Source organism: Pseudomonas sp. NBRC 111127 (assembly GCF_001320345.1).
Lineage (GTDB): Bacteria > Pseudomonadota > Gammaproteobacteria > Pseudomonadales > Pseudomonadaceae > Aquipseudomonas > Aquipseudomonas juntendi.
Genome location: NZ_BCBD01000095.1, coordinates 1 through 20,814, shown reverse-complemented (window position 1 = coordinate 20,814; position 20,814 = coordinate 1). Strand labels below are relative to the sequence as shown.

The 20,814-nt window shown below is 61.8% G+C and carries 22 protein-coding genes and 1 other RNA gene; 17 read left to right on the top strand and 6 right to left on the bottom strand.

Annotated features, from left to right (window positions below; all coding sequences use genetic code 11):
• A partial coding sequence (gene zapE / locus APH30_RS17360) for a cell division protein ZapE (RefSeq protein ID WP_054913254.1) occupies positions 1–977 on the top strand: 977 nt, incomplete at its 5' end.
• A gap of 120 nt (positions 978–1,097) precedes the next feature.
• Here zapE and APH30_RS17355 read toward each other — a convergent pair.
• Positions 1,098–2,018, bottom strand: coding sequence for a GlxA family transcriptional regulator (locus APH30_RS17355; RefSeq protein WP_172828420.1), 921 nt, complete (start codon positions 2,016–2,018; stop codon positions 1,098–1,100).
• Positions 2,019–2,275: 257 nt separating this feature from the next.
• Entirely contained in the window at positions 2,276–3,316 is a 1,041-nt protein-coding gene (locus APH30_RS17350; RefSeq protein WP_054913253.1) for an NADP(H)-dependent aldo-keto reductase, read from the bottom strand.
• A gap of 258 nt (positions 3,317–3,574) precedes the next feature.
• Here APH30_RS17350 and rplM point away from each other — a divergent pair, with 258 nt between their 5' ends.
• The 7 genes from rplM to APH30_RS17315 all read left to right on the top strand — a co-directional run bounded on the left by rplM (position 3,575) and on the right by APH30_RS17315 (position 8,437).
• On the top strand, positions 3,575–4,003 hold the full coding sequence (gene rplM / locus APH30_RS17345) for a 50S ribosomal protein L13 (protein ID WP_003251819.1): 429 nt from the start codon (positions 3,575–3,577) through the stop codon (positions 4,001–4,003).
• A gap of 14 nt (positions 4,004–4,017) precedes the next feature.
• Positions 4,018–4,410, top strand: coding sequence for a 30S ribosomal protein S9 (rpsI, locus tag APH30_RS17340; protein WP_003260797.1), 393 nt, complete (start codon positions 4,018–4,020; stop codon positions 4,408–4,410).
• Positions 4,411–4,672: 262 nt separating this feature from the next.
• Positions 4,673–5,266, top strand: a complete 594-nt coding sequence (gene petA / locus APH30_RS17335; protein ID WP_009684434.1) for a ubiquinol-cytochrome c reductase iron-sulfur subunit — start codon at positions 4,673–4,675, stop codon at positions 5,264–5,266.
• Positions 5,266–6,477: a cytochrome bc complex cytochrome b subunit gene (locus tag APH30_RS17330; RefSeq protein ID WP_029886541.1), complete on the top strand. Its 1,212-nt coding sequence runs from the start codon at positions 5,266–5,268 to the stop codon at positions 6,475–6,477. The genes petA and APH30_RS17330 overlap by 1 nt, the downstream gene beginning before the upstream one ends.
• Positions 6,477–7,256 (top strand): cytochrome c1, encoded by a 780-nt coding sequence (locus APH30_RS17325; RefSeq protein ID WP_054913252.1) that lies wholly within the window; start codon positions 6,477–6,479, stop codon positions 7,254–7,256. The genes APH30_RS17330 and APH30_RS17325 overlap by 1 nt, the downstream gene beginning before the upstream one ends.
• A gap of 115 nt (positions 7,257–7,371) precedes the next feature.
• Positions 7,372–7,995 (top strand): glutathione S-transferase N-terminal domain-containing protein, encoded by a 624-nt coding sequence (locus APH30_RS17320; RefSeq protein ID WP_054913251.1) that lies wholly within the window; start codon positions 7,372–7,374, stop codon positions 7,993–7,995.
• Between the two features lie 10 nt (positions 7,996–8,005).
• The gene (locus tag APH30_RS17315; RefSeq protein WP_054913250.1) at positions 8,006–8,437 is read left to right on the top strand and encodes a ClpXP protease specificity-enhancing factor; all 432 of its coding nucleotides are present in this window, start codon (positions 8,006–8,008) and stop codon (positions 8,435–8,437) included.
• A gap of 222 nt (positions 8,438–8,659) precedes the next feature.
• On the opposite strand, the gene APH30_RS17310 is transcribed toward APH30_RS17315, so the two are convergent.
• The 4 genes from APH30_RS17310 to APH30_RS17295 all read right to left on the bottom strand — a co-directional run bounded on the left by APH30_RS17310 (position 8,660) and on the right by APH30_RS17295 (position 12,103).
• The gene (locus APH30_RS17310) at positions 8,660–9,238 is read right to left on the bottom strand and encodes a BON domain-containing protein (RefSeq protein ID WP_009684429.1); all 579 of its coding nucleotides are present in this window, start codon (positions 9,236–9,238) and stop codon (positions 8,660–8,662) included.
• The gene (locus tag APH30_RS17305; RefSeq protein ID WP_029887793.1) at positions 9,235–9,828 is read right to left on the bottom strand and encodes a phosphoheptose isomerase; all 594 of its coding nucleotides are present in this window, start codon (positions 9,826–9,828) and stop codon (positions 9,235–9,237) included. Before APH30_RS17305 ends, APH30_RS17310 begins: the two co-directional genes overlap by 4 nt.
• 86 nt (positions 9,829–9,914) lie before the next feature.
• A complete protein-coding gene (locus tag APH30_RS28105; RefSeq protein ID WP_054889886.1) occupies positions 9,915–10,286 on the bottom strand; it encodes a YraN family protein in 372 nt (123 codons plus the stop codon).
• Complete coding sequence (locus APH30_RS17295) at positions 10,286–12,103, bottom strand: penicillin-binding protein activator (RefSeq protein ID WP_054913248.1); 1,818 nt, start codon at positions 12,101–12,103, stop codon at positions 10,286–10,288. The genes APH30_RS28105 and APH30_RS17295 overlap by 1 nt, the downstream gene beginning before the upstream one ends.
• A 186-nt stretch (positions 12,104–12,289) precedes the next feature.
• On the opposite strand from APH30_RS17295, the gene rsmI reads away from it, so the two are divergent.
• The 9 genes from rsmI to mraY all read left to right on the top strand — a co-directional run.
• Positions 12,290–13,165, top strand: coding sequence for a 16S rRNA (cytidine(1402)-2'-O)-methyltransferase (gene rsmI, locus APH30_RS17290; RefSeq protein ID WP_054913247.1), 876 nt, complete (start codon positions 12,290–12,292; stop codon positions 13,163–13,165).
• 67 nt (positions 13,166–13,232) lie between these two features.
• Positions 13,233–13,593: RNase P RNA component class A (gene rnpB / locus APH30_RS17365), an RNA gene on the top strand.
• A 308-nt stretch (positions 13,594–13,901) separates the two neighbouring features.
• Positions 13,902–14,357 (top strand): division/cell wall cluster transcriptional repressor MraZ, encoded by a 456-nt coding sequence (gene mraZ, locus APH30_RS17285; RefSeq protein ID WP_004575120.1) that lies wholly within the window; start codon positions 13,902–13,904, stop codon positions 14,355–14,357.
• Complete coding sequence (gene rsmH, locus APH30_RS17280; RefSeq protein ID WP_009684422.1) at positions 14,354–15,301, top strand: 16S rRNA (cytosine(1402)-N(4))-methyltransferase RsmH; 948 nt, start codon at positions 14,354–14,356, stop codon at positions 15,299–15,301. The genes mraZ and rsmH overlap by 4 nt, the downstream gene beginning before the upstream one ends.
• Complete coding sequence (gene ftsL / locus APH30_RS17275; RefSeq protein ID WP_009684421.1) at positions 15,298–15,591, top strand: cell division protein FtsL; 294 nt, start codon at positions 15,298–15,300, stop codon at positions 15,589–15,591. Before rsmH ends, ftsL begins: the two co-directional genes overlap by 4 nt.
• Complete coding sequence (locus tag APH30_RS17270) at positions 15,591–17,339, top strand: penicillin-binding protein 2 (RefSeq protein WP_161893096.1); 1,749 nt, start codon at positions 15,591–15,593, stop codon at positions 17,337–17,339. The genes ftsL and APH30_RS17270 overlap by 1 nt, the downstream gene beginning before the upstream one ends.
• A complete protein-coding gene (locus APH30_RS17265) occupies positions 17,339–18,826 on the top strand; it encodes a UDP-N-acetylmuramoyl-L-alanyl-D-glutamate--2,6-diaminopimelate ligase (protein ID WP_054913245.1) in 1,488 nt (495 codons plus the stop codon). Before APH30_RS17270 ends, APH30_RS17265 begins: the two co-directional genes overlap by 1 nt.
• Complete coding sequence (murF, locus tag APH30_RS17260) at positions 18,819–20,186, top strand: UDP-N-acetylmuramoyl-tripeptide--D-alanyl-D-alanine ligase (protein WP_054913244.1); 1,368 nt, start codon at positions 18,819–18,821, stop codon at positions 20,184–20,186. Before APH30_RS17265 ends, murF begins: the two co-directional genes overlap by 8 nt.
• Positions 20,186–20,814 (top strand): phospho-N-acetylmuramoyl-pentapeptide-transferase (gene mraY, locus APH30_RS17255; protein WP_082416197.1); only part of this gene is annotated, 629 nt, incomplete at its 3' end. The genes murF and mraY, both read left to right, overlap by 1 nt.

Sequence of the window (20,814 nt, the reverse complement as noted above, 5' to 3'; positions counted from 1 at the left end):
AGAACAACAAGCCGGGGGTATTCGGCAAGCTGTTCGGCAAGAAGGAGCAGACCCCGGTCAAGGGCCTGTACTTCTGGGGTGGAGTAGGGCGGGGCAAGACCTACCTGGTCGATACCTTCTACGAGGCGCTGCCGTTCAAGCAGAAGATGCGCACCCACTTCCACCGCTTCATGAAGCGTGTGCACGAGGAAATGAAGACCCTCAAGGGTGAGAAGAACCCGCTGACCATCATTGCCAAGCGCTTCAGCGAAGAGGCCAAGGTGATCTGCTTCGACGAGTTCTTCGTCTCGGACATTACCGATGCGATGATCCTCGGCACCTTGATGGAAGAGCTGTTCAAGAACGGTGTGTCGCTGGTCGCCACCTCCAACATCGTGCCCGACGGCTTGTACAAGGATGGCCTGCAGCGCGCGCGTTTCCTGCCGGCCATCGCCATGATCAAGCAGTACACCGACGTGGTGAACGTCGACAGCGGCGTGGACTACCGCCTGCGTCATCTGGAGCAGGCCGAACTGTTCCACTACCCGCTCAATGAGGCAGCGCACGAAAGCATGCGTGCCAGCTTCAAGGCGCTGACCCCGGAATGCACCCAGGCGGTCGAAAATGACGTGCTGATGATCGAGAACCGCCCGATCAATGCCTTGCGTACGTGCGACGACGTTGCCTGGTTCGACTTCCGGGCATTGTGCGACGGGCCGCGTAGCCAGAACGACTACATCGAGCTGGGCAAGATCTTCCACGCGGTGCTGCTGAGCAATGTCGAGCAGATGGGGGTGACCACCGATGATATCGCGCGGCGTTTCATCAACATGGTGGACGAGTTCTACGACCGCAATGTCAAGCTGATCATCTCGGCCGAGGTGGAGCTAAAAGACCTGTACACCGGTGGGCGCCTGAGCTTCGAGTTCCAGCGTACCCTGAGCCGCTTGCTGGAGATGCAGTCGCACGAGTTCCTGTCTCGGGCGCACAAGCCCTGAGATCAGCGGCAAGCTTCTAGCTGCAAGCCTCAAGAAAAAGCCGGAGCAGGCCACGAGCTGCTCCGGCTTTTTGCTTTGTCTTGTAGCTTGCAGCTAGAAACTTGCCGCTGCTGGAAGCCCTCAAGCTTCCTGCATGAACTGCTGCCGGTACTGGTTCGGCGACAACTCGGTATGCTGGCGGAACAGCCGCGCAAAGAAACTGGCATCGTCGTAACCGACCTCGTAACTGATGGTCTTGATGCTCTTGCGCGTGCTCGACAACAACCCCTTGGCCGTTTCGATCCGCAGCCGTTGCAGGTAGTGCAGCGGCTTGTCGCCGGTCGCCCCCTGGAACCGGCGCATGAAGTTGCGGATGCTCATGCCGTGGTTGCGGGCCACGTCCTCGAAGCGGAACTTGTCCGCGAAGTGCTCTTCCAGCCAGTGCTGGATCTGCAGGATGATCAGGTCCTGATGCAGCTTCTGCCCGCCAAACCCCATGCGCCCCGGCGTGTAGTTGCGCTGCACTTCGTAGAGGATGTCGCGCGACACCGCACGGGCCACATTGGCCCCGCAGAAACGCTCGATGAGATAGATGTACAGGTCACAGGCCGAAGTGGCGCCGCCAGCGCAATAGATGTTGTCGGCGTCGGTCAGGTGCTTGTCCTGGTTCAGGCGGATCTTCGGGAAGCGCTCGGCGAAGCTGCTGAAGAAGCGCCAGTAGGTGGTCGCCTCCTTGCCGTCGAGCAGGCCACTTTCGGCCAGCCAGAACACGCCACTGGCCTCCGCGCACAGCACCGCGCCGCGGGCGTGCTGGTTACGCAGCCACGGCAGCACCTGTGGGTAGCGTTGCAGCAGGTTGTCGAAGTCGTCCCAGTAGGCTGGCAGGATGATGACATCGGCGTCATCCAGGCCGCCGTCGACCGGTAGCTGTACATTGCTGAAGCTGTCCACGGGCAGGCCATCGGGGCTCACCAGGCGGATCTCGAACATGGGCTGCAAGCCCAGGCCCAGCTGCTTGCCGTAGCGCAGGCTGGCGAGGTGGAAGAAGTCCTTGGCCTGCATCAAGGTCGAAGCGAACACCTTGTCAATGGCCAGGATGTTGACGCGCCGCAGCGACGCGGGGGGTTGGGTAAACATCATTGTCATTGTTCTTATAGGGTAGAGTGGTCAATCACCGGCTGGATCGTCTTATTTTTTTGGTCGAGCTGCAAGCGTCAAGCTTCAAGCTTCAAGCTTCAAGATAAAGCAGGTCAGCATGCGGACTGCTCTGTCTTGTAGCTTGTAGCTTGTAGCTTGCAGCTTGCAGCTTGCAGCTCTGATCAAGGTGCCGGGTTCGGCTGCGCCTGGTGAATGGCTTCGATCGCCGCCAGCAGCTCGTCGCTCAGGTGCAGCTCGGCGCTGGCCAGGTTGCTGTCCAGTTGCTGCAGGCTGGTAGCGCCAATGATGTTGCTGATCACGAACGGCTGGCCCGTCACGAACGCCAGGGCCATCTGCGCCGGGTCCAGGCCGTGCTCGCGGGCCAGCTGCACGTAGCGGCTGCAGGCGGCCACGGTCTGCGGGTTGGAGTAGCGGGCAAAGCGGCTGAACAGGGTCAGGCGGGCGTTTTCCGGCCGAGCGCCGTTCTCGTACTTGCCCGACAGCATGCCGAATGCCAGCGGCGAGTAGGCCAGCAAACCGCATTGCTCGCGAATGGCGACTTCCGCCAGGCCCACCTCGAAGCTGCGGTTGAGCAGGTTGTACGGGTTCTGGATCGACACCGCCCGTGGCCAGCCCCGGCTTTCGGCCAGTTGCAGGAATTTCATGGTGCCCCACGGCGTTTCGTTGGACAGGCCAACATGACGGATCTTGCCCGCCCGTACCTGGTCGTCCAGCACTTCCAGCGTTTCTTCCAGCGGCGTGAAGTGATCGTGCGGCAGGTGCTGGTAGCCCAGTTTGCCGAAGAAGTTGGTGCTGCGTTCCGGCCAGTGCAGCTGGTACAGGTCGATGCGATCGGTCTGCAGGCGCTTGAGGCTCTCGTCCAGCGCCGCGACGATGTGCTGGCGGTTGTGCTTGAGCTGGCCATCGCGGATGTGGCTGATGCCGTTGCCGGGGCCGGCAACCTTGCTGGCCAGCACCCAGTCATCACGGTCACCGTTGGCCCTGAACCAGTTGCCGATGATGCGCTCGGTAGCGGCGTAGGTTTCCGCACGTGGCGGCACCGGGTACATTTCGGCCGTGTCGATGAAGTTGATCCCCGCGGCCTTGGCCCGGGCAATTTGGCCGAAAGCCTCTTCCTGGTCGTTCTGCTCCCCCCAGGTCATGGTGCCCAGGCACAGGGCGCTGACGTTGAGGTCGGTTCGGCCGAGCTGGCGGTATTCCATCGGGTAAATACTCCTTGGCAATGGAAGCTCATCAAAGCAGGTTGAAATTTTTCGCGCAATCTGGATAATTCAGCCCCTCTCCGCGTGGCGGAAGTGATGCACCATCACGCAGGAAGAACCCCGTCGAATATTGGCGTGCCCGACCCGAGCCCCCAAAAGCGTCAGTGTTCGGCTGCGCGCTTGCCCTTGGCAAGCTGTGCACTATCCAGTAAGATTCGCCGTCTATTTTTCGCTGGGCGGCCTCTGAGGCTTTAGAGAATGAAAACTTTTACTGCTAAACCGGAAACAGTAAAGCGCGAGTGGTTCGTAGTCGACGCCGCTGGCCAGACCCTGGGTCGTCTGGCTACCGAAATCGCTACCCGTCTGCGTGGCAAACACAAACCAGAATACACCCCTCACGTTGACACCGGCGACTACATCGTCGTTATCAACGCTGAACAGGTTCGTGTGACTGGTGCCAAGTCTTCCGACAAGATGTACTACTCCCACTCCGGTTTCCCGGGCGGTATCAAGGAAATCAACTTCGAGAAGTTGATCGCCAAGGCCCCTGAGCGTGTTATCGAAACCGCGGTCAAAGGCATGCTGCCTAAGAACCCGCTGGGTCGCGACATGTACCGTAAGCTGAAAGTGTACGCGGGTGCTGCTCACCCACACACTGCTCAGCAGCCTCAAGAACTGAAGATCTAACGGGATAGTTCATTATGTCGGCGACTCAAAATTACGGCACTGGCCGTCGCAAGACCGCAACCGCTCGCGTATTCCTGCGTCCGGGTACTGGTAACATCTCCATCAACAACCGTTCTCTGGACGTGTTCTTCGGTCGCGAAACCGCTCGCATGGTTGTTCGTCAGCCGCTCGAGCTGACCGAAACCGTTGAGAAGTTCGACATCTACGTCACCGTTTCCGGTGGTGGTGTCAGCGGTCAGGCCGGTGCGATCCGTCACGGTATCACCCGCGCCCTGATGGAATACGACGAAACCCTGCGTGGCGCTCTGCGTCGTGCTGGCTACGTCACCCGCGACGCTCGTGAAGTCGAGCGTAAGAAAGTGGGTCTGCGTAAAGCGCGTAAGCGTCCTCAGTACTCCAAGCGTTAATACCGCTTCGGCAGTCGAAAAGAGCCCGGTTCCTTGGAACCGGGCTTTTTTTTTGCCTTGAACTAACCTGTCAGCATGTCTGTGGCCGCTCGTCGCATAGACGCAGATCAAGCAAAGCGCTGGTATTGGGCCCTTGCCCGGCTAATCCCTTGTCAGTGTGTGGATTTGTTTCTTACCATGGCGACCAAATTTTAGTGCCACAGACACAACCTAAGTACAGGCCTGGTTCAACAGGCCAAGCAAGCTGATGGGAGAGGACTGAATGAGCAATGACGGCGTCAACGCAGGCCGGCGCCGCTTCCTCGTAGCCGCGACATCCGTGGTCGGGGCAGCGGGAGCAGTGGGGGCTGCGGTACCGTTCGTGGGGTCATGGTTTCCCAGTGCCAAGGCGAAAGCCGCGGGAGCACCGGTGAAGGTCAATATCGCCAAGGTCGAGGCCGGGCAGCAGATGGTAGCCGAGTGGCGAGGCCAGCCGGTGTTCATCGTCAGGCGCACCGAGGAGATCCTCGGTAACCTGAAGAAAATTACCGGCGAATTGTCTGATCCCGATTCCAAGTCTTCGGTGCAGCCGACCTATGTCGACCCCGAAGTCCGCTCCATCAAGCCGGAAATCCTCATTCTCGTCGGCCTGTGCACGCACCTGGGCTGCTCGCCCACCTTCCGCCCGGAGGTTGCGCCAGCCGACCTGGGCCCCAAATGGGTGGGTGGCTACTTCTGCCCGTGCCACGGCTCCCACTACGACCTGGCTGGGCGTGTCTACAAGTCGCAGCCGGCGCCACTCAACCTGCCCGTACCGCCGCACTCGTACGAGTCGGACGATATCATCGTCATCGGCGTCGACCAGGAGAAAGCATGATGAGCAAGTTCATGGACTGGATTGATGCTCGCTTCCCCGCGACCAAGATGTGGGAAGATCACCTGAGCAAGTATTACGCGCCCAAGAACTTCAACTTCCTGTATTTCTTTGGCTCCCTGGCATTACTGGTGCTGGTCAACCAGATCGTCACCGGTGTGTGGCTGACCATGAGCTTCACGCCCTCGGCAGAAGAGGCATTCGCCTCGGTCGAGTACATCATGCGTGACGTCGAATACGGCTGGATTCTGCGCTACCTGCACTCCACGGGTGCTTCGGCGTTCTTCATCGTGGTTTACCTGCACATGTTCCGCGGCCTGCTCTACGGCTCCTACCAGAAGCCCCGCGAGCTGGTCTGGCTGTTCGGCATGTTGATCTACCTGGCGCTGATGGCCGAGGCCTTCATGGGTTACCTGCTGCCGTGGGGCCAGATGTCCTACTGGGGTGCCCAGGTCATCATTTCGCTGTTTGGTGCCATCCCGGTGATTGGTGGCGACCTCACCCAATGGATTCGTGGTGACTACCTGATCTCCGGCATTACCCTGAACCGCTTCTTCGCCCTGCATGTGGTCGCCCTGCCTATCGTCATCCTCGGCCTGGTGGTGCTGCACATTCTTGCCCTGCACGAAGTGGGTTCGAACAACCCCGATGGCATCGACATCAAGAAGAACAAGGACGAAAACGGCATTCCGCTCGATGGCATTCCGTTCCACCCGTACTACACCGTCAAGGATATTGTCGGCGTGGTGGTGTTCCTCTTCGTGTTCTGTGCGGTGGTGTTCTTCTTCCCGGAAATGGGCGGTTACTTCCTGGAAAAGCCGAATTTCGAGCAGGCCAACGCGTTCAAGACGCCGGAGCATATTGCACCTGTGTGGTACTTCACACCGTTCTACGCCATCTTGCGTGCGGTGCCTGACAAGTTGATGGGTGTGATCGCCATGGGGGCGGCGATTGCGGTGCTGTTCGTACTGCCCTGGCTCGATCGCAGCCCGGTGCGCTCCATGCGTTACAAAGGCTGGATCAGCAAGCTCTTCCTGCTGGTGTTCTGCGTGGCCTTCGTCATCCTCGGCGTGCTGGGCGTGCTGGCACCGACACCTGGGCGCACGCTGTTGTCGCAGGTGTGCACGGTGCTGTACTTCGCCTACTTCCTGTTGATGCCGTTCTACACAAGGCTCGAGAAGACCAAACCGGTTCCGGAAAGGGTGACTGGCTGATGAAAAAGTTGATTGCAGTATTTTTGCTGGCACTGATGCCTGCCTTTTGCTTCGCTGCCGAACACGGTCTGGAGCTGGACAAGGTCGATATCGACCTGACCGACAAGGCCGCCATGCAGGACGGCGCGCGGACGTTCGCCAACTATTGCATGGGCTGCCACAGTGCCAAGTTCCAACGCTACGAGCGTGTGGCCGATGACTTGGGCATTCCCCACGAGCTGATGCTCGAAAAGCTGGTGTTTACCGGGGCCAAGATCGGTGATCACATGCAGATCGGCATGAAGCCCGAAGACGCCAAGACTTGGTTTGGTGCCGCGCCGCCCGACCTGACCCTGGTGGCCAGGGTGCGTGGTACCGATTGGCTGTACACCTACATGCGCAGTTTCTACGAAGACCCCTCGCGGCCTTATGGGGTGAACAACAAGGTATTCCCGAACGTCGGCATGCCCAACGTGTTGGTCGGCCTGCAGGGCAACCAGGTGATTGGCTGCAAGCAGGTGCAGACGGTGACTGATGGGAAGAAGCAATTCGACCCGTTGACCGGTAGCCCGATTACCCATGAAGCCTGTGACCAGCTGACCGTTACGCCGAAATCCGGTACCCTGACCGCCGAGCAGTTCGACGAGAAGGTCAAGAACCTGGTGACCTTCCTGGCCTATTCGGCCAACCCGGTCAAACTGGAAAGCCAGCGCATCGGTACCTATGTGTTGCTGTACCTGGCTTTCTTCTTCGTATTCGCCTATTTGCTCAAGCGTGAATACTGGAAGGACGTGCACTGATCACGCAGTAATTTCTGGTTGTTGAACGCGCCCGGGGCGCCTGGCAGAAATGCCAGGATGCCCCGGGCGCGTTTTCATTTAAAGTTGCACAGCATCTCGTGCGAGGAGCCGCTACATGGGCGCAACCAACAGGTTAGCCTGCTATTCCGACCCCGCTGACCATTATTCTCATCGGGTACGCCTGGTGCTGGCCGAGAAGGGTGTCAGCGTGCAGGTCATCGATGTCGATCCGGCGCGCCTGCCGCCCAGGCTGGCCGAGGTCAACCCGTATGGCAGTGTGCCGACCCTGGTCGACCGTGACCTGGCGTTGTATGAATCGACCGTGGTGATGGAATACCTCGAGGAGCGTTACCCGCACCCGCCGCTGATGCCGGTATACCCGGTTGCGCGCGGCAACAGCCGTTTGCTGATGCACCGCATTCAGCGCGACTGGTGTGCCCTGGCCGATAGCGTGCTCGATTCGCGCAGCAGCGAGGCTGCCCGAAGTGAAGCGCGCAAGGCCCTGCGCGAAAGCCTGACCGGTGTTTCGCCATTGTTCAATGAGTTCGCCTGTTTCATGAGCGATGAGCAAAGCCTGGTCGATTGTTGTCTACTGCCCATACTCTGGCGCCTGCCAGTGTTGGGCATCGAGTTGCCCCGGCAAGCGAAACCGCTGCTGGATTACATGGAGCGCCAGTTCGCCCGCGAGCCATTCCAGGCGAGCCTGTCCTCTGTAGAACGTGAAATGCGTAAGCTTTAAGGAGCCGTTGATGAACTCCAGTCGCCCCTATCTGGTTCGAGCACTGTACGAGTGGATCGTCGACAACGATTGCACGCCCCATATGCTGGTCAATGCCGAATACGCAAAGGTGCAGGTACCGGATGGTTTCGCCAATGATGGCCAGATTGTCCTGAATATTTCGCCAAGTGCTGTGCGCAACCTGCACATGGATAACGACGCGGTCAGTTTCGAGGGCCGTTTCAGTGGCGTGACCCATTCGCTGTTCGTGCCGGTTGGCGCCATCCTGGGCATCTACGCCCGCGAAAATGGCCAAGGCATGGTCTTCGAGCTGGAGCAGCCGCTGACGGATGGCGATGACCTGGAAGACGATGATGTGCAGCCGGATGACGATGGCCCGCCAGAAGGTGGTGGCCAGCCGCCGCGCCCGACTGGTCGACCAAGCCTGAAAGTGGTCAAGTAATAAAAAAGGCGACCTTGTAGGGTTAATGCCAGCAGTCAAGTAATTTGGGACCGCTTTGCGACCCTTCGCGGGCACGCCCGCTCCCACAGGGAATCGCGTGTAGGAGCGGGCATGCCCGCGAAGGGCTGCAAAGCAGCCCCATTAACGCTTGACTGACAGGCATCAACCTTGAAGGGTCGCCTTTTTTAGGCCGGGATTGTTGCCTTTCCGGCCCAGGGTTCTTCAGTCGATGTACTCGAAGAGTTTGACGATTTTTTGCACACCCGATACGCCCTGCACTACGGCAGTGGCGGAATTGGCCTCCTGCTGGGTCACCAGGCCGAGCAGGTAGACGATACCGTTCTCGGTAATGACCTTGATTCGCGAACTGGGCACGGCGCTGTCGGTCAGCATCTGGGTCTTGATCTTGGTGGTCAGCCAGGCATCGTTGTTGCGCGCCAGAATCGAAGACGGCTGCATGACCTGCAGCTCGTTGTGCACCTTTTTCACCCGTTGAACCTGGCTGGCGGTTTGCTCGGCAAGGCTCTTGAGGTCGGCACGTGGGGTTTGGCCAGCGAGCAGGACGATACCGTTGTAGCTGCTGACAACGATGTGCGAGCCCTTGTCCAGGTCCGGGTTGGCCTTGGAGATGTTGACCGCGGCTTTGGTTTCGATCAGCGAGTCGTCGATCTTGCTGCCGATGGTGCGCGTGCCGCGGTCGTCTTCAATGGGCGAATTGCGGGCAGAGGTGAGTACCGAGCTGCAGCCGGTTACGCTCAGGCACAGAGTCAGGGCCAGCAGGCCAAGGCGCATAGGGGTCATTCTTCACTCCCGAACAGTTGGCTGTCGATCAGGTCGCACAGGCAGTGGATCGCCAGCAGGTGGACTTCCTGGATGCGCGCGGTCACTGTCGAAGGTACGCGGATTTCCACGTCCTCTGGCAGCAGCAGCGAGGCCATGCCGCCGCCGTCGCGCCCCGTCATTGCTACGACAATCATTTCGCGGTCATGCGCGGCCTGGATCGCCTGGATCACGTTGGCCGAGTTCCCGCTGGTGGAGATCGCCAGCAGAACATCGCCCGGTTGGCCCAGTGCGCGGATCTGCTTGGAAAAGACTTCGTTATAGCTGTAGTCATTGGCGATCGACGTCAGGGTCGAACTGTCGGTGGTCAAGGCGATGGCCGGCAAACTCGGGCGTTCGCGCTCGAAGCGGTTGAGCAGTTCCGAGGAAAAGTGCTGGGCGTCGCCGGCCGAGCCGCCGTTGCCACAGGCGAGCATCTTGCCCTCATTGAGCAGCGCATTGACCATGACCAGGCTGGCCTGCTCGATGTGCGGTGCCAGGATGTCCATCGCCTGTTGCTTGGTTTCGATGCTGGCCTGGAACAGCCGGCGAATTCGGGATTGCATGTCCATCTGGTGACCTTAAATGGGGCGGTGGCCTTTGTTACGCGCAACAACGACCAGCCCGCGATACATAGAGCAAAAAAAACGTAGAGGGTTCAGCACTCGAAGGCGTTTTTCAGCCACTGAAGCGGTTTGCCTGCATGGTGGCTACCCTGCAGGGCGACAACGTCGAAGCGGCAGGGGTGGTTGCCCCATTGGGGCTCCTTGAGCAGGAACAGGCTGGCCGCATGCACCAGCCGTTTCTGCTTGCGCCCATCGATACTGGCGAGGGCGCCTCCGAAGGCCGCGTGCAACCGGTAGCGGACTTCGACGAATACTACTGTATCGGCGTCGAGCATGACCAGATCAAGCTCGCCGCCTTTGCATCGCCAGTTGCGCGCCAGCAGCCGCAGGCCTTGCCCCTGAAGATACTCAAGGGCTTGGGTTTCTGCAGCGTGGCCGGCGCCGGTCGGTGATGCTGCAGCCATCAGCGCGGGGTATCAGGCAGGCGCTTGACCTGGCCGCCAGCGAATTCAGCCCATGGCAGTTGGCGCTCCACACGCTGGTTGGCGTTGATGCTCAAGCTGCCGGATAGGCCCTGGACGCGGTTATCTGGCAGCGCCTTCAGTTGGCCCAGGCGCGGTGCCAGGCTGTAGGCATCCACGCCCATGGCGTACAGGCGGCCCAGGCTGCCGGCGGCTTGCGGCCACTGCTGAACCACCTGTTGGCGCAGGCTGTTGCTGGTATCGAGCAGCCACGGGGTTTCGCAGAAGCGGATGCCGTTCATGTCGTTGTACTGGTTGACGTCACCGCTGGCGCTGTACAGGTTGGAAGTGGCGTATACCGGTACGTCACCGGCGTACTGGAAATTCAGGGTCGGCTTGATCTGCTGCGCTTGCTGAGGGGTAGAGGCAAGGAAGAGGAAGTCGATGTCCTGGCGGCGCGACGGTTGTGCGGCGATGTTGCCGCCAACCGTGCTCTGCAGGCTCTTGGCGCGGCTTTCGCTCTGGCGCAGCTGGAACAGGTCGGCAATCTGCTGGGCCAGCGCAACCGGTTGCGCGATGCGTTGGGCTGCGAGCACGGTGCCGCCGTTGCCTTCCCAGTCCTGGCGGAAGGCGGCCAGCACGCGATCACCCCATTCGCCGCTCGGCACCAGGGCTACGGCGCGGACCATGCCATCGGCACGGGCGCGACGGGATACTTCGCGTGCTTCGTCCTCGGCCGCCAGGCCGAACTGGAACAATTGCGGCGGGGCCACCTGGCCAGCCTCGGCGTAGTTGAGCGCCAGGGTGGTGATCGGCAGTTGCGGTTTGCTGGCCAATTGCTTGACCAGCGGTTTTTCCAGCGGGCCGATGACCAGCTGCACGCCTGCGGCCTGGGCCTGGCGGTAGAAGTCGTCGAGCGAGCCGATGCGCGAGCTGTCGAACACCTGCACCGCAGGGGCGGCTTGGCCAGCCTGCTGGGCCTGGAAGTGGGCGGCCATGAAGCCGTCACGCAGGGCCCGGGCAACCCCGGCCAGTGGCCCTTCCTGGGGCAGCAGCAGGGCGATTTTGGTCAGCGGTTGGCTGGCCAGCTCCTTGAGCTTGACCAGTGGCACTGGCAACTGTTTGGCAGCCGGGTGGTCCGGGTGCTGTTTGACCCAGCTCTCGATGGCGCTCTGTTGCTGCTCGAGGGTGCCGGCACTTTTCACCGCCAGGGCCAGGCTGGTCCAGCCGGCCAGGGTCTGGTCAGTGGCCGGCTGCTGCAACTGCTCGGCCGGCAGCGAGGCGACCAAGGCCCAGATGGCGTCGTTGTTTGCGCTGGCGGCCTGGTCGCTGAGCAGTGGGGCCAGCAGTACGCGCTGTTGCGCGGCGGCCAGGGCCTGGCCATCGGCCTCCAGCGCGGCGGCGTGCACGTAGTAGGTGCGCGCCTGCTGTTCCTTCGGCAGCTCGGGAACGTGCTGCAGGCTTGGGTGGGCCAGGGCGGCCAGGGCAGCCTTGGGTTGGTTGCGGCTCATGGCCAGTTCTGCCGCCAGGGTGCTGGCGAACACTTGCTGGGCCGGCTTGAGCGTGTCCAGCGGGACCTGCTCGAGAATGCGTGCGGCGCGGGGGAAGTCCTTCTGCTTGTAGGCCAGGTCGGCTGCGCTCAGGCGCAGCAGGGCGGCGTCTTGCGCAGACTTGCTGGAAGCAGCCTGCTCGAGCAGTTGCTCGATGCTGGCATCCGGGGTGCGTGGCAGTTCGCCCAGGCTGGATGAGGGCGAGCTGGCGCAGGCTGCCAGCAGGGCAGCGAGGCAGAGGGCTGTGAGCAGCCGCAGGCAAGCGATCATGTAAAGGTCCTGTTACTCGATCAAGTTGGCCGGCAATTGTACCCAAGCACTGGCCGGGGCGCGATGTTGCCGTGTCGATCCTTCACTATAGGTGGCTTGCCGCCGGTCGCGTATGAAGTTCTTTGCGCCCTGTTGCGGGCGCTCGGGCTACAATGGCGCCTTTGATCCGAATGACAGGTGTGCGCAGTGACTGATGTGGCAGGGGCTTCTAAATCCACCGTGGGAACGCTGTATGTGGTGGCAACTCCCATCGGCAACCTCGATGACATGAGCGCCCGGGCGCTCAAGGTGCTGGCAGACGTGGCGCTGATCGCAGCCGAAGACACCCGCCATTCGATCCGCCTGCTGCAACATTTTGGCATCGATACACCACTGGCGGCCTGCCACGAGCATAACGAGCGGGACGAAGGCGGGCGCTTCCTCGGCAAGCTGTTGGCCGGCGAAGATGTGGCGCTGGTTTCCGATGCCGGTACCCCGTTGATTTCCGACCCTGGCTACCACCTGGTGCGCCAGGCGCGGGCTGCCGGGGTCAGCGTGGTGCCGGTGCCGGGCGCCTGTGCCTTGATCGCGGCATTGTCGGCGGCGGGCCTGCCCTCGGACCGTTTCATTTTCGAAGGTTTCCTGCCGGCCAGGCAGGCGGGGCGCCTGGCACGCCTGGAGCAAGTGCGCGAAGAGCCGCGCACGCTGATTTTCTATGAAGCGCCGCACCGTATCCTCGAGTGCCTCGAGGACATGGAAACGGTGTTTGGCGGTGAGCGCCCAGCATTATTGGCGCGCGAACTGACGAAAACCTTCGAGACGCTCAAGGGCTTGCCCCTGGCCGAGTTGCGGGCGTTCGTCGCCGGTGATAGCAACCAGCAGCGCGGTGAGTGCGTGGTACTGGTCGGTGGCTGGAGTGCACCGGAGGGCGAGCAGGCCATCAGTAGCGAGGCCCAGCGCGTGCTCGACCTGTTGCTGGCCGAGTTGCCGCTGAAGCGGGCGGCGGCGCTTGCCTCGGAAATTACCGGCGTGCGCAAGAACCTGTTGTATCAACTTGCCCTGGATAAACAGAAGGCTCAGTAGTGGCAAATTGATATAAATGCTGCTGGCGCTTGTTCTTGAGCGCGTGTGCCGTTAACCTTGTCGGCGGAGAGTCGATTGGACAGTCGCTGCCGTCTTTTGTTCCGCAAAAGTTCGGGGGAGGAAAGTCCGGGCTCCATAGGGCAGAGTGCCAGGTAACGCCTGGGAGGCGTGAGCCTACGGAAAGTGCCACAGAAAATAACCGCCTAAGCACTTCGGTGCCGGTAAGGGTGAAAAGGTGCGGTAAGAGCGCACCGCACGGCTGGCAACAGTTCGTGGCTAGGTAAACCCCACTCGGAGCAAGACCAAATAGGGTTCCATCAGGCGTGGCCCGCGTCGGAACCGGGTAGGTTGCTAGAGGCGTCCAGTGATGGCCGTCGTAGAGGAATGACTGTCCTCGACAAAACCCGGCTTACAGATCGACTCTCCACCTTTCTTTTCTGCATCTTTCGATAGCAGACCCCCCTTTGGTAATACCGAAAAAATCTTACTCTTAATAAATCACTTTAAGTTCAAGCCCCAGTGGCTTGTGCGGGTTTGATTTTTCTCGTGTTTTTTTCATTGTGAAATACCTTTCACAATCCTTTAACGCGCTAAATCTCGGTCCTGTAAGGCTTTTCCTTCCGAACGTGCCTTGACGGTGCCTCCGGCGGATTCCTATAGTGTGCGCAAGTGGCAGAAAGTGGGATGAAGTGGGTTTTCTGGCACAAAAAAGATAACATTGTGGGGAATCGCAGCCGTGTTCCGCGGAGCCAACGCCGTCAGTCTCGATGCCAAGGGCCGTCTCGCCATGCCGAGCCGGTACCGTGACGAGCTCGATTCGCGTTGCAATGGTCAGCTGATCGTGACCATCGACGCCGTGGACCCGTGCTTGTGTGTTTATCCCCTCGATGAGTGGGAGCAGATAGAAGCCAAGTTGCGTGCCTTGCCATCGTTGCGTGAGGAAAACCGCCGCCTGCAGCGATTGCTGATTGGCAATGCGGTAGACCTGGAACTCGATGGCAGTGGGCGTTTCCTGGTGCCGCCCCGTTTGCGTGAGTACGCCAAGCTCGACAAGAAGGCGATGCTGGTGGGGCAACTGAACAAATTCCAGCTGTGGGATGAAGATGCCTGGAACGCGGTTTCGGCAGCCGACCTTGCAGCTATTCAACAACCGGGCGCCATGCCCGACGAATTGCGTGACCTGATCCTGTGACCATAGATAGCGGCTTCAACCACATTACCGTCCTGCTCGACGAAGCTGTCGAGGCATTGGCCTTGCGCGCCGACGGTTGCTATCTGGACGGCACGTTTGGCCGTGGCGGACACAGCCGCCTGATCCTCAGCAAGCTCGGGCCGCAAGGGCGGCTGCTGGGCTTCGACAAAGACCCACAAGCGATTGCCACAGGGCAAGCGCTGGCGGCCGAAGACGGCCGCTTTGTCATTGTGCAGCGCAGCTTTGCCGAGCTGGGCGCAGAAGTGGCCGAGCGCGGCCTGCATGGCAAGGTCAGCGGCGTGTTGCTGGACCTTGGCGTGTCCTCGCCGCAACTGGACGACCCCGAGCGGGGCTTCAGCTTTCTCAATGATGGCCCGCTGGACATGCGCATGAACCCCGACCAGGGCGTCAGCGCTGCCGAATTCATTGCCACCGCACCGGTGGAAGAAATTGCCCGCGTGTTCAAGGAATACGGCGAAGAGCGCTTTGCCGGGCGCATGGCGCGTGCCGTGGTCGAGCGCCGCGAAAAGCAGCCGTTCACCCGCACTGCCGACCTGGCAGAGGTGCTCAAGGTGGCCAACCCGGCCTGGGAAAAGGGCAAGAACCCGGCTACCCGGGCCTTCCAGGGCTTGCGCATCCACGTCAACAATGAACTGGGTGACCTGGAGGCGGGGCTAGAAGCCGCGCTCGACGCACTTGAAGTCGGCGGTCGGCTGGCGGTCATCAGCTTCCACTCGCTGGAAGACCGCATCGTCAAACTGTTCATGCGCAAGCTGGTCAAGGGCGAGGCCGACAACCTGCCACGCAACCTGCCGGTGCAGCACAAGGTCTTCGAGCCCAAGGTCAAGCTCATCGGCAAGGCCCAGTTCGCCTCCGAAGCCGAGCTCAAGGCCAACCCGCGGTCGCGCAGCGCCGTGATGCGTGTGGCGGAGAAGTTGCGGTGAGCAGGCTGTTCGCCAAGCCCTTGCCAGGCGGGAGCTTCCTGATGCTCCTGCTGTTCGTTGCCGTGCTGGTTTCGGCCATTGCGGTGTCCTACAGCGCGCACTGGAACCGCCAGTTGCTTAATACCCTGTACGGTGAGCTGAACGAGCGCGACAAGGCCCAGGCCGAGTGGGGCCGGTTGATCCTCGAGCAGAGCACCTGGACCGCTGCCAGCCGTATCGAAAACCTTGCGTCCGAGCAATTGAAGATGCGCGTGCCTGCGGCTGACGAAGTGCGGATGGTGGCGCCATGATGAAACTCGAAGGCGCACTGTACCCATGGCGCTTCCGCGTGGTCATCGGCCTGCTGGCACTCATGGTCGGGGCCATCTGCTGGCGCATCATCGACCTGCAGGTGGTCGACCGCGACTTCCTCAAGGGCCAGGGCGACGCGCGCAGCCTGCGCCACATCTCGATCCCGGCACACCGTGGGCTGATTACCGACCGCAACGGTGAGCCATTGGCGGTCAGTACCCCGGTCACGACCTTGTGGGCCAACCCCAAGGAAATGCAGGCCTCCAAAGAGCGCTGGCCGCAACTGGCAGCAGCATTGGGGCAAAACCCGCAGCAGCTGAGCGAGCGCCTGACCCAGCAGGCCAACAAAGAGTTCATCTACCTGGTCCGCGGCCTGACCCCGGAGCAGGGCCAGCACGTGCTCGACCTGAAAGTGCCCGGCGTGTACGGGCTGGAAGAATTCCGCCGGTTCTACCCGGCCGGTGATGTCACTGCGCATATGGTCGGCTTCACCGACCTGGACGACCACGGGCGCGAAGGGGTCGAGCTGGCCTATGACGAGTGGCTGGCCGGGGTGCCTGGCAAGCGCCAGGTGATCAAGGACCGGCGCGGCCGGCTGATCAAGGACATTCAGGTCACCAAGAACGCCAAGGCCGGGAAGACCTTGGCGTTGTCGATTGACCTGCGTCTGCAGTACCTGGCTACCCGCGAGCTGCGCAACGCCATTGCCGAACAGAACGCCAAGGCCGGCAGCCTGGTGATCATGGACGTCAAGACCGGTGAGGTCCTGGCGATGGTCAACCAGCCGACCTACAACCCCAACAACCGCCGCAGCATGTTCCCGGCGGCCATGCGTAACCGGGCGATCATCGACGTGTTCGAGCCAGGTTCGACGGTGAAGCCGATCTCCATGAGCGCAGCGCTAGAAAGCGGCCGCTGGAAACCTACCGACAAGGTCGAGGTATACCCCGGCAGCCTGCAGATCGGCCGCTACACCATCAAGGACGTGTCGCGCAGCGAGGGTCCGATCCTCGACCTGACCGGCATCCTGATCAACTCCAGTAACGTGGGCATGAGCAAGATCGCCTTCGACATCGGTGGCGAGGCCATCTACCGCGTGATGTCCCAGGTCGGCCTGGGCCAGTACACCGGCCTTGGCTTCCCGGGTGAGCGTGTCGGCAACCTGCCGAACCACCGCGAGTGGCGCAAGGCCGAGACGGCCACCCTGTCTTACGGCTACGGCGTGTCGGTGACCGCCCTGCAGTTGGTGCATGCCTACGCGGCATTGGCCAACGACGGCAAGATGGTCCCGCTGTCGATCCTCAAGGTGGACAAGGCGCCCGAGGCCGTGCAGGCCATTCCGAAGGAAACCGCGGAAACCATCCAGGGCATGTTGCAGCAGGTGATCGAGGCGCCGCGTGGCGTGTTCCGCGCCCAGGTGCCGTTCTACCACGTGGCCGGCAAGTCCGGTACTGCACGTAAAGCCACGGTGGGTTCCAAGGGGTACACCGAAAATGCCTACCGCTCGCTGTTCGCAGGCTTCGGCCCGATGAGCGATCCGCGTTACGCCATCGTCGTGGTGATCGACGAACCGGGCAAGGGTGGCTACTTCGGTGGCCTGGTTTCGGCACCGGTGTTCAGCAAGGTCATGTCCGGCACCCTGCGCCTGATGAACGTGCCGCCAGACAACCTGCCGCCGCCAGCTGCTGCTGCACCTGCCGGGCAACCCCAAGTCAATGCTGCCGCTGCCAAGGGAGGGCGTGGGTGATGACAATGCCATTGAGCAAACTGTTCGCACACGCCAGCCGCGATCCGATGATCCGCGAACTGACCCTGGACAGCCGCAACGTGCGCCCGGGTGACTTGTTCCTGGCAGTGCCGGGGGCCAAGGTCGATGGCCGTGGGCACATTGCCGATGCCTTGGCCCGTGGTGCTGCCGCCGTGGCTTATGAAGAGCAGGGCGCCAACGTGCTGCCGTTGACCGATGTGCCGCTGATCCCGGTCAAAGGCCTGATCGCTCAGCTGTCGGATATTGCCGGCCGCTTCTATGGCGAGCCCAGCCGGCAGTTGGACCTGGTCGGCGTGACCGGGACCAACGGCAAGACCAGTGTCACCCAGTTGCTGGCGCAAGCGTTGGACCTGCTCGGCAAGCGCTGCGGCCTGATCGGCACCCTCGGTACCGGATTCTACGGTGAACTGCAAAGTGGCCGCCTGACCACCCCTGACCCGATTGCCGTGCAGTCGACGCTGTATGGCCTGAAAAAGGCTGGCGCCAAAGCCGTGGCCATGGAGGTGTCCTCCCATGCCCTGGAACAAGGCCGCGTGGCTGCACTGGCTTTCGACATTGCGGTGATGACCAACCTGTCCCGCGATCACCTCGACTATCACGGCAGCATGCAGGCGTACGAAGCGGCCAAGGCCAAGCTGTTCGCCTGGCCGAGCCTGCGCTGCCAGGTGGTGAACCTGGACGACGAGTTCGGTCGGCGCCTGGCTCAAGCTTTCGACGATAGGGCGCCGGCAGATCCTATCGAGTCACGGCTGCTCAGCTATAGCCTGGAAAACCGGGACGCGGATCTGTTCTGCACCAAGGCCGAATTCGATGACCATGGCGTGCGCGCCACATTGGTCACTGCCCAGGGTGAACGCATTCTGCGCAGCCAGTTGCTGGGCCGTTTCAACCTGAGCAACATGCTGGCGGCGGTGGCAACCCTGCTGGCAATGGACTTCGCCCTCGACGAGATCCTCCGCGTCATCCCCGAACTGCAAGGGCCGGTAGGCCGCATGCAGCGCCTGGGTGGCGGCGCCAAGCCACTGGTGGTGGTCGACTACGCACATACGCCAGACGCGCTGGAGAAGGTTCTGGAAGCCCTGCGCCCGCATGCTCACGGCCAGCTGCTGTGCCTGTTCGGCTGCGGTGGCGACCGTGATCGCGGCAAGCGCCCACTGATGGCCGAAGTGGCCGAGCGCCTGGCGGACCGCGTACTGGTCACCGACGACAACCCGCGTAGCGAAGACCCGCTGCGTATCTTCGACGACATTCGCCCCGGTTTTGCCAAGCCTGCCGGGGTGGAGTTCATCGCTGGCCGCGGCGCGGCCATTGCGCACCTGATTGCCACCGCTGCTGCCGACGACGTGATCGTGCTGGCCGGCAAGGGGCACGAGGATTACCAGGAGATCAACGGCGAGCGCCATGGTTTCTCCGACTTGATCGAAGCCGAAAAGGCACTTGCAGCCTGGGAGGCTCCGCATGCTTAAGCCCATGTCACTCAGCCAGCTGGCCCCGCTGCTGAACGGTCAGCAGATCGGCGCCGATGCGGCGTTCACCGGCGTCAGCATCGACAGCCGCAGTGTCAGTGCCGGGCAACTGTTCGTCGCCCTGACCGGCCCGCGTTTCGACGGCCACGACTACCTGGCCGATGTCAAAGCCAAGGGTGCCGTCGCGGCGCTGGTCGAGCGCGAGGTGGCCGATGTCGACCTGCCGCAATTGCGCGTGGCTGACTGCCGCCTGGCCCTGGGCCAGCTCGGGGCACTGAACCGTGCTGCCTATGACAAGCCGGTGGTGGCCATTACCGGTTCCAGCGGCAAGACCACAGTCAAGGAAATGCTTGCCAGCATCCTGCGCACCCGTGGTCTTGTGCACGCCACCCGTGGCAACCTCAACAACGACCTCGGTGCGCCGCTGACCCTGCTGGAAATCGCTGCGGAGCACAGTGCTGCGGTGATCGAGCTGGGCGCTTCGCGCATCGGTGAAATTCGCTACACCGTCGGCCTGACCCGGCCGCAGGTGGTCGTCATCAACAACGCCGGTACCGCCCATGTTGGCGAGTTCGGCGGCCCGGAGAAAATCGTCGAAGCCAAAGGCGAGATTCTTGAAGGCTTGGGCGAGGGCGGTATCGCCATTCTCAACCTGGACGACAAGGCCTTCGCGACCTGGAAGGCCCGTGCCGGGGCGCACAAGGTCATCAGCTTCGCCCGCAGCGACGCCCGTGCCGATTTCCATGCCAGCGCCATTGGGCGCGACGCCCGTGGTTGCCCGTCATTCCAGCTGCATGGCGCCGGCGAGGTGGCCCAGGTGCAGCTCAATGTGCTCGGTGAGCACAATGTCAGCAACGCCCTGGCCGCTGCCGCCGCTGCCCATGCCGTTGGTCTGAGCCTGGCTGGCATTGCAGCTGGCCTTGCGGCGGTGCAGCCGGTCAAGGGCCGCACCGTGGCGCAGATCGCGCCCAGTGGCGTGCGTGTGATCGACGACAGTTACAACGCAAATCCCACCTCGATGTGCGCGGCCATTGATATACTCGCCGGCTTCTCCGGCCGCACCGTCCTGGTGCTTGGGGATATCGGCGAACTGGGGCAGTGGGCGGAAGAAGGCCACCGGCAGGTGGGTGACTACGCGCGCGGCAAGGTCGACGCCCTGTACGCAGTGGGTTCCAACATGAAACATGCGGTCGAGGCGTTCGGCGCCAATGGCCGTCATTTCGCTACTCAAGCTGAGCTGATCGACGCGGTTAGTGCCGAAAACGCCAGCGACACCACTATTTTGATCAAGGGCTCGCGCAGCGCTGCGATGGAAAACGTCGTGGCTGCTTTGTGCGGTGCCAGCGGGGAGAAACATTAATGCTGCTGCTGTTGGCCGAGTATCTGCAACAGTTCCACAAAGGCTTCGCGGTCTTCCAGTACCTGTCCCTGCGCGGGATTCTGGGTGTACTGACCGCGTTGTCCCTGGCGCTGTGGCTGGGGCCGTGGATGATCCGTACGCTGCAAATTCGCCAGATCGGCCAGGCCGTACGTAACGACGGCCCGCAATCGCACCTGTCCAAGTCCGGCACCCCGACCATGGGCGGCGCACTGATCCTGTCGGCCATCGCTGTCAGCACCCTGCTGTGGGCCGACCTGAGCAACCGCTACGTCTGGGTGGTGCTGATCGTCACCCTGGCCTTCGGTGCCATCGGCTGGGTCGACGACTACCGCAAGGTGATCGAAAAGAATTCGCGGGGCCTGCCAAGCCGCTGGAAGTACTTCTGGCAGTCGGTGTTCGGCCTGGCGGCGGCGGTGTTCCTGTACAAGACCGCACCGACCAGCGTCGAAACCACGCTGATCCTGCCCTTCATCAAGGACGTCACCATTCCGCTGGGCGTCGGCTTCGTGGTGCTGACCTACTTCGTCATCGTCGGCTCCAGCAACGCGGTCAACCTCACAGACGGCCTCGACGGCCTGGCGATCATGCCCACGGTGATGGTCGGCGG

Excerpts from the sequence above, each read along its gene's own strand:
- APH30_RS17315 (WP_054913250.1), top strand. The coding sequence starts at position 8,006 with ATGAACTCCAGTCGCCCCTATCTGGTTCGAGCACTGTACGAGTGGATC.
- APH30_RS17355 (WP_172828420.1), bottom strand. The coding sequence starts at position 2,018 with ATGCAGGCCAAGGACTTCTTCCACCTCGCCAGCCTGCGCTACGGCAAG.
- petA (WP_009684434.1), top strand. The coding sequence starts at position 4,673 with ATGAGCAATGACGGCGTCAACGCAGGCCGGCGCCGCTTCCTCGTAGCC.
- APH30_RS17330 (WP_029886541.1), top strand. The coding sequence starts at position 5,266 with ATGAGCAAGTTCATGGACTGGATTGATGCTCGCTTCCCCGCGACCAAG.
- APH30_RS17270 (WP_161893096.1), top strand. The coding sequence starts at position 15,591 with ATGAAACTCGAAGGCGCACTGTACCCATGGCGCTTCCGCGTGGTCATC.
- APH30_RS17310 (WP_009684429.1), bottom strand. The coding sequence starts at position 9,238 with ATGACCCCTATGCGCCTTGGCCTGCTGGCCCTGACTCTGTGCCTGAGC.
- APH30_RS17265 (WP_054913245.1), top strand. The coding sequence starts at position 17,339 with ATGACAATGCCATTGAGCAAACTGTTCGCACACGCCAGCCGCGATCCG.
- APH30_RS17320 (WP_054913251.1), top strand. The coding sequence starts at position 7,372 with ATGGGCGCAACCAACAGGTTAGCCTGCTATTCCGACCCCGCTGACCAT.
- murF (WP_054913244.1), top strand. The coding sequence starts at position 18,819 with ATGCTTAAGCCCATGTCACTCAGCCAGCTGGCCCCGCTGCTGAACGGT.
- APH30_RS28105 (WP_054889886.1), bottom strand. The coding sequence starts at position 10,286 with ATGGCTGCAGCATCACCGACCGGCGCCGGCCACGCTGCAGAAACCCAA.
- rplM (WP_003251819.1), top strand. The coding sequence starts at position 3,575 with ATGAAAACTTTTACTGCTAAACCGGAAACAGTAAAGCGCGAGTGGTTC.
- APH30_RS17325 (WP_054913252.1), top strand. The coding sequence starts at position 6,477 with ATGAAAAAGTTGATTGCAGTATTTTTGCTGGCACTGATGCCTGCCTTT.
- APH30_RS17350 (WP_054913253.1), bottom strand. The coding sequence starts at position 3,316 with ATGGAATACCGCCAGCTCGGCCGAACCGACCTCAACGTCAGCGCCCTG.
- APH30_RS17295 (WP_054913248.1), bottom strand. The coding sequence starts at position 12,103 with ATGATCGCTTGCCTGCGGCTGCTCACAGCCCTCTGCCTCGCTGCCCTG.
- rpsI (WP_003260797.1), top strand. The coding sequence starts at position 4,018 with ATGTCGGCGACTCAAAATTACGGCACTGGCCGTCGCAAGACCGCAACC.
- APH30_RS17305 (WP_029887793.1), bottom strand. The coding sequence starts at position 9,828 with ATGGACATGCAATCCCGAATTCGCCGGCTGTTCCAGGCCAGCATCGAA.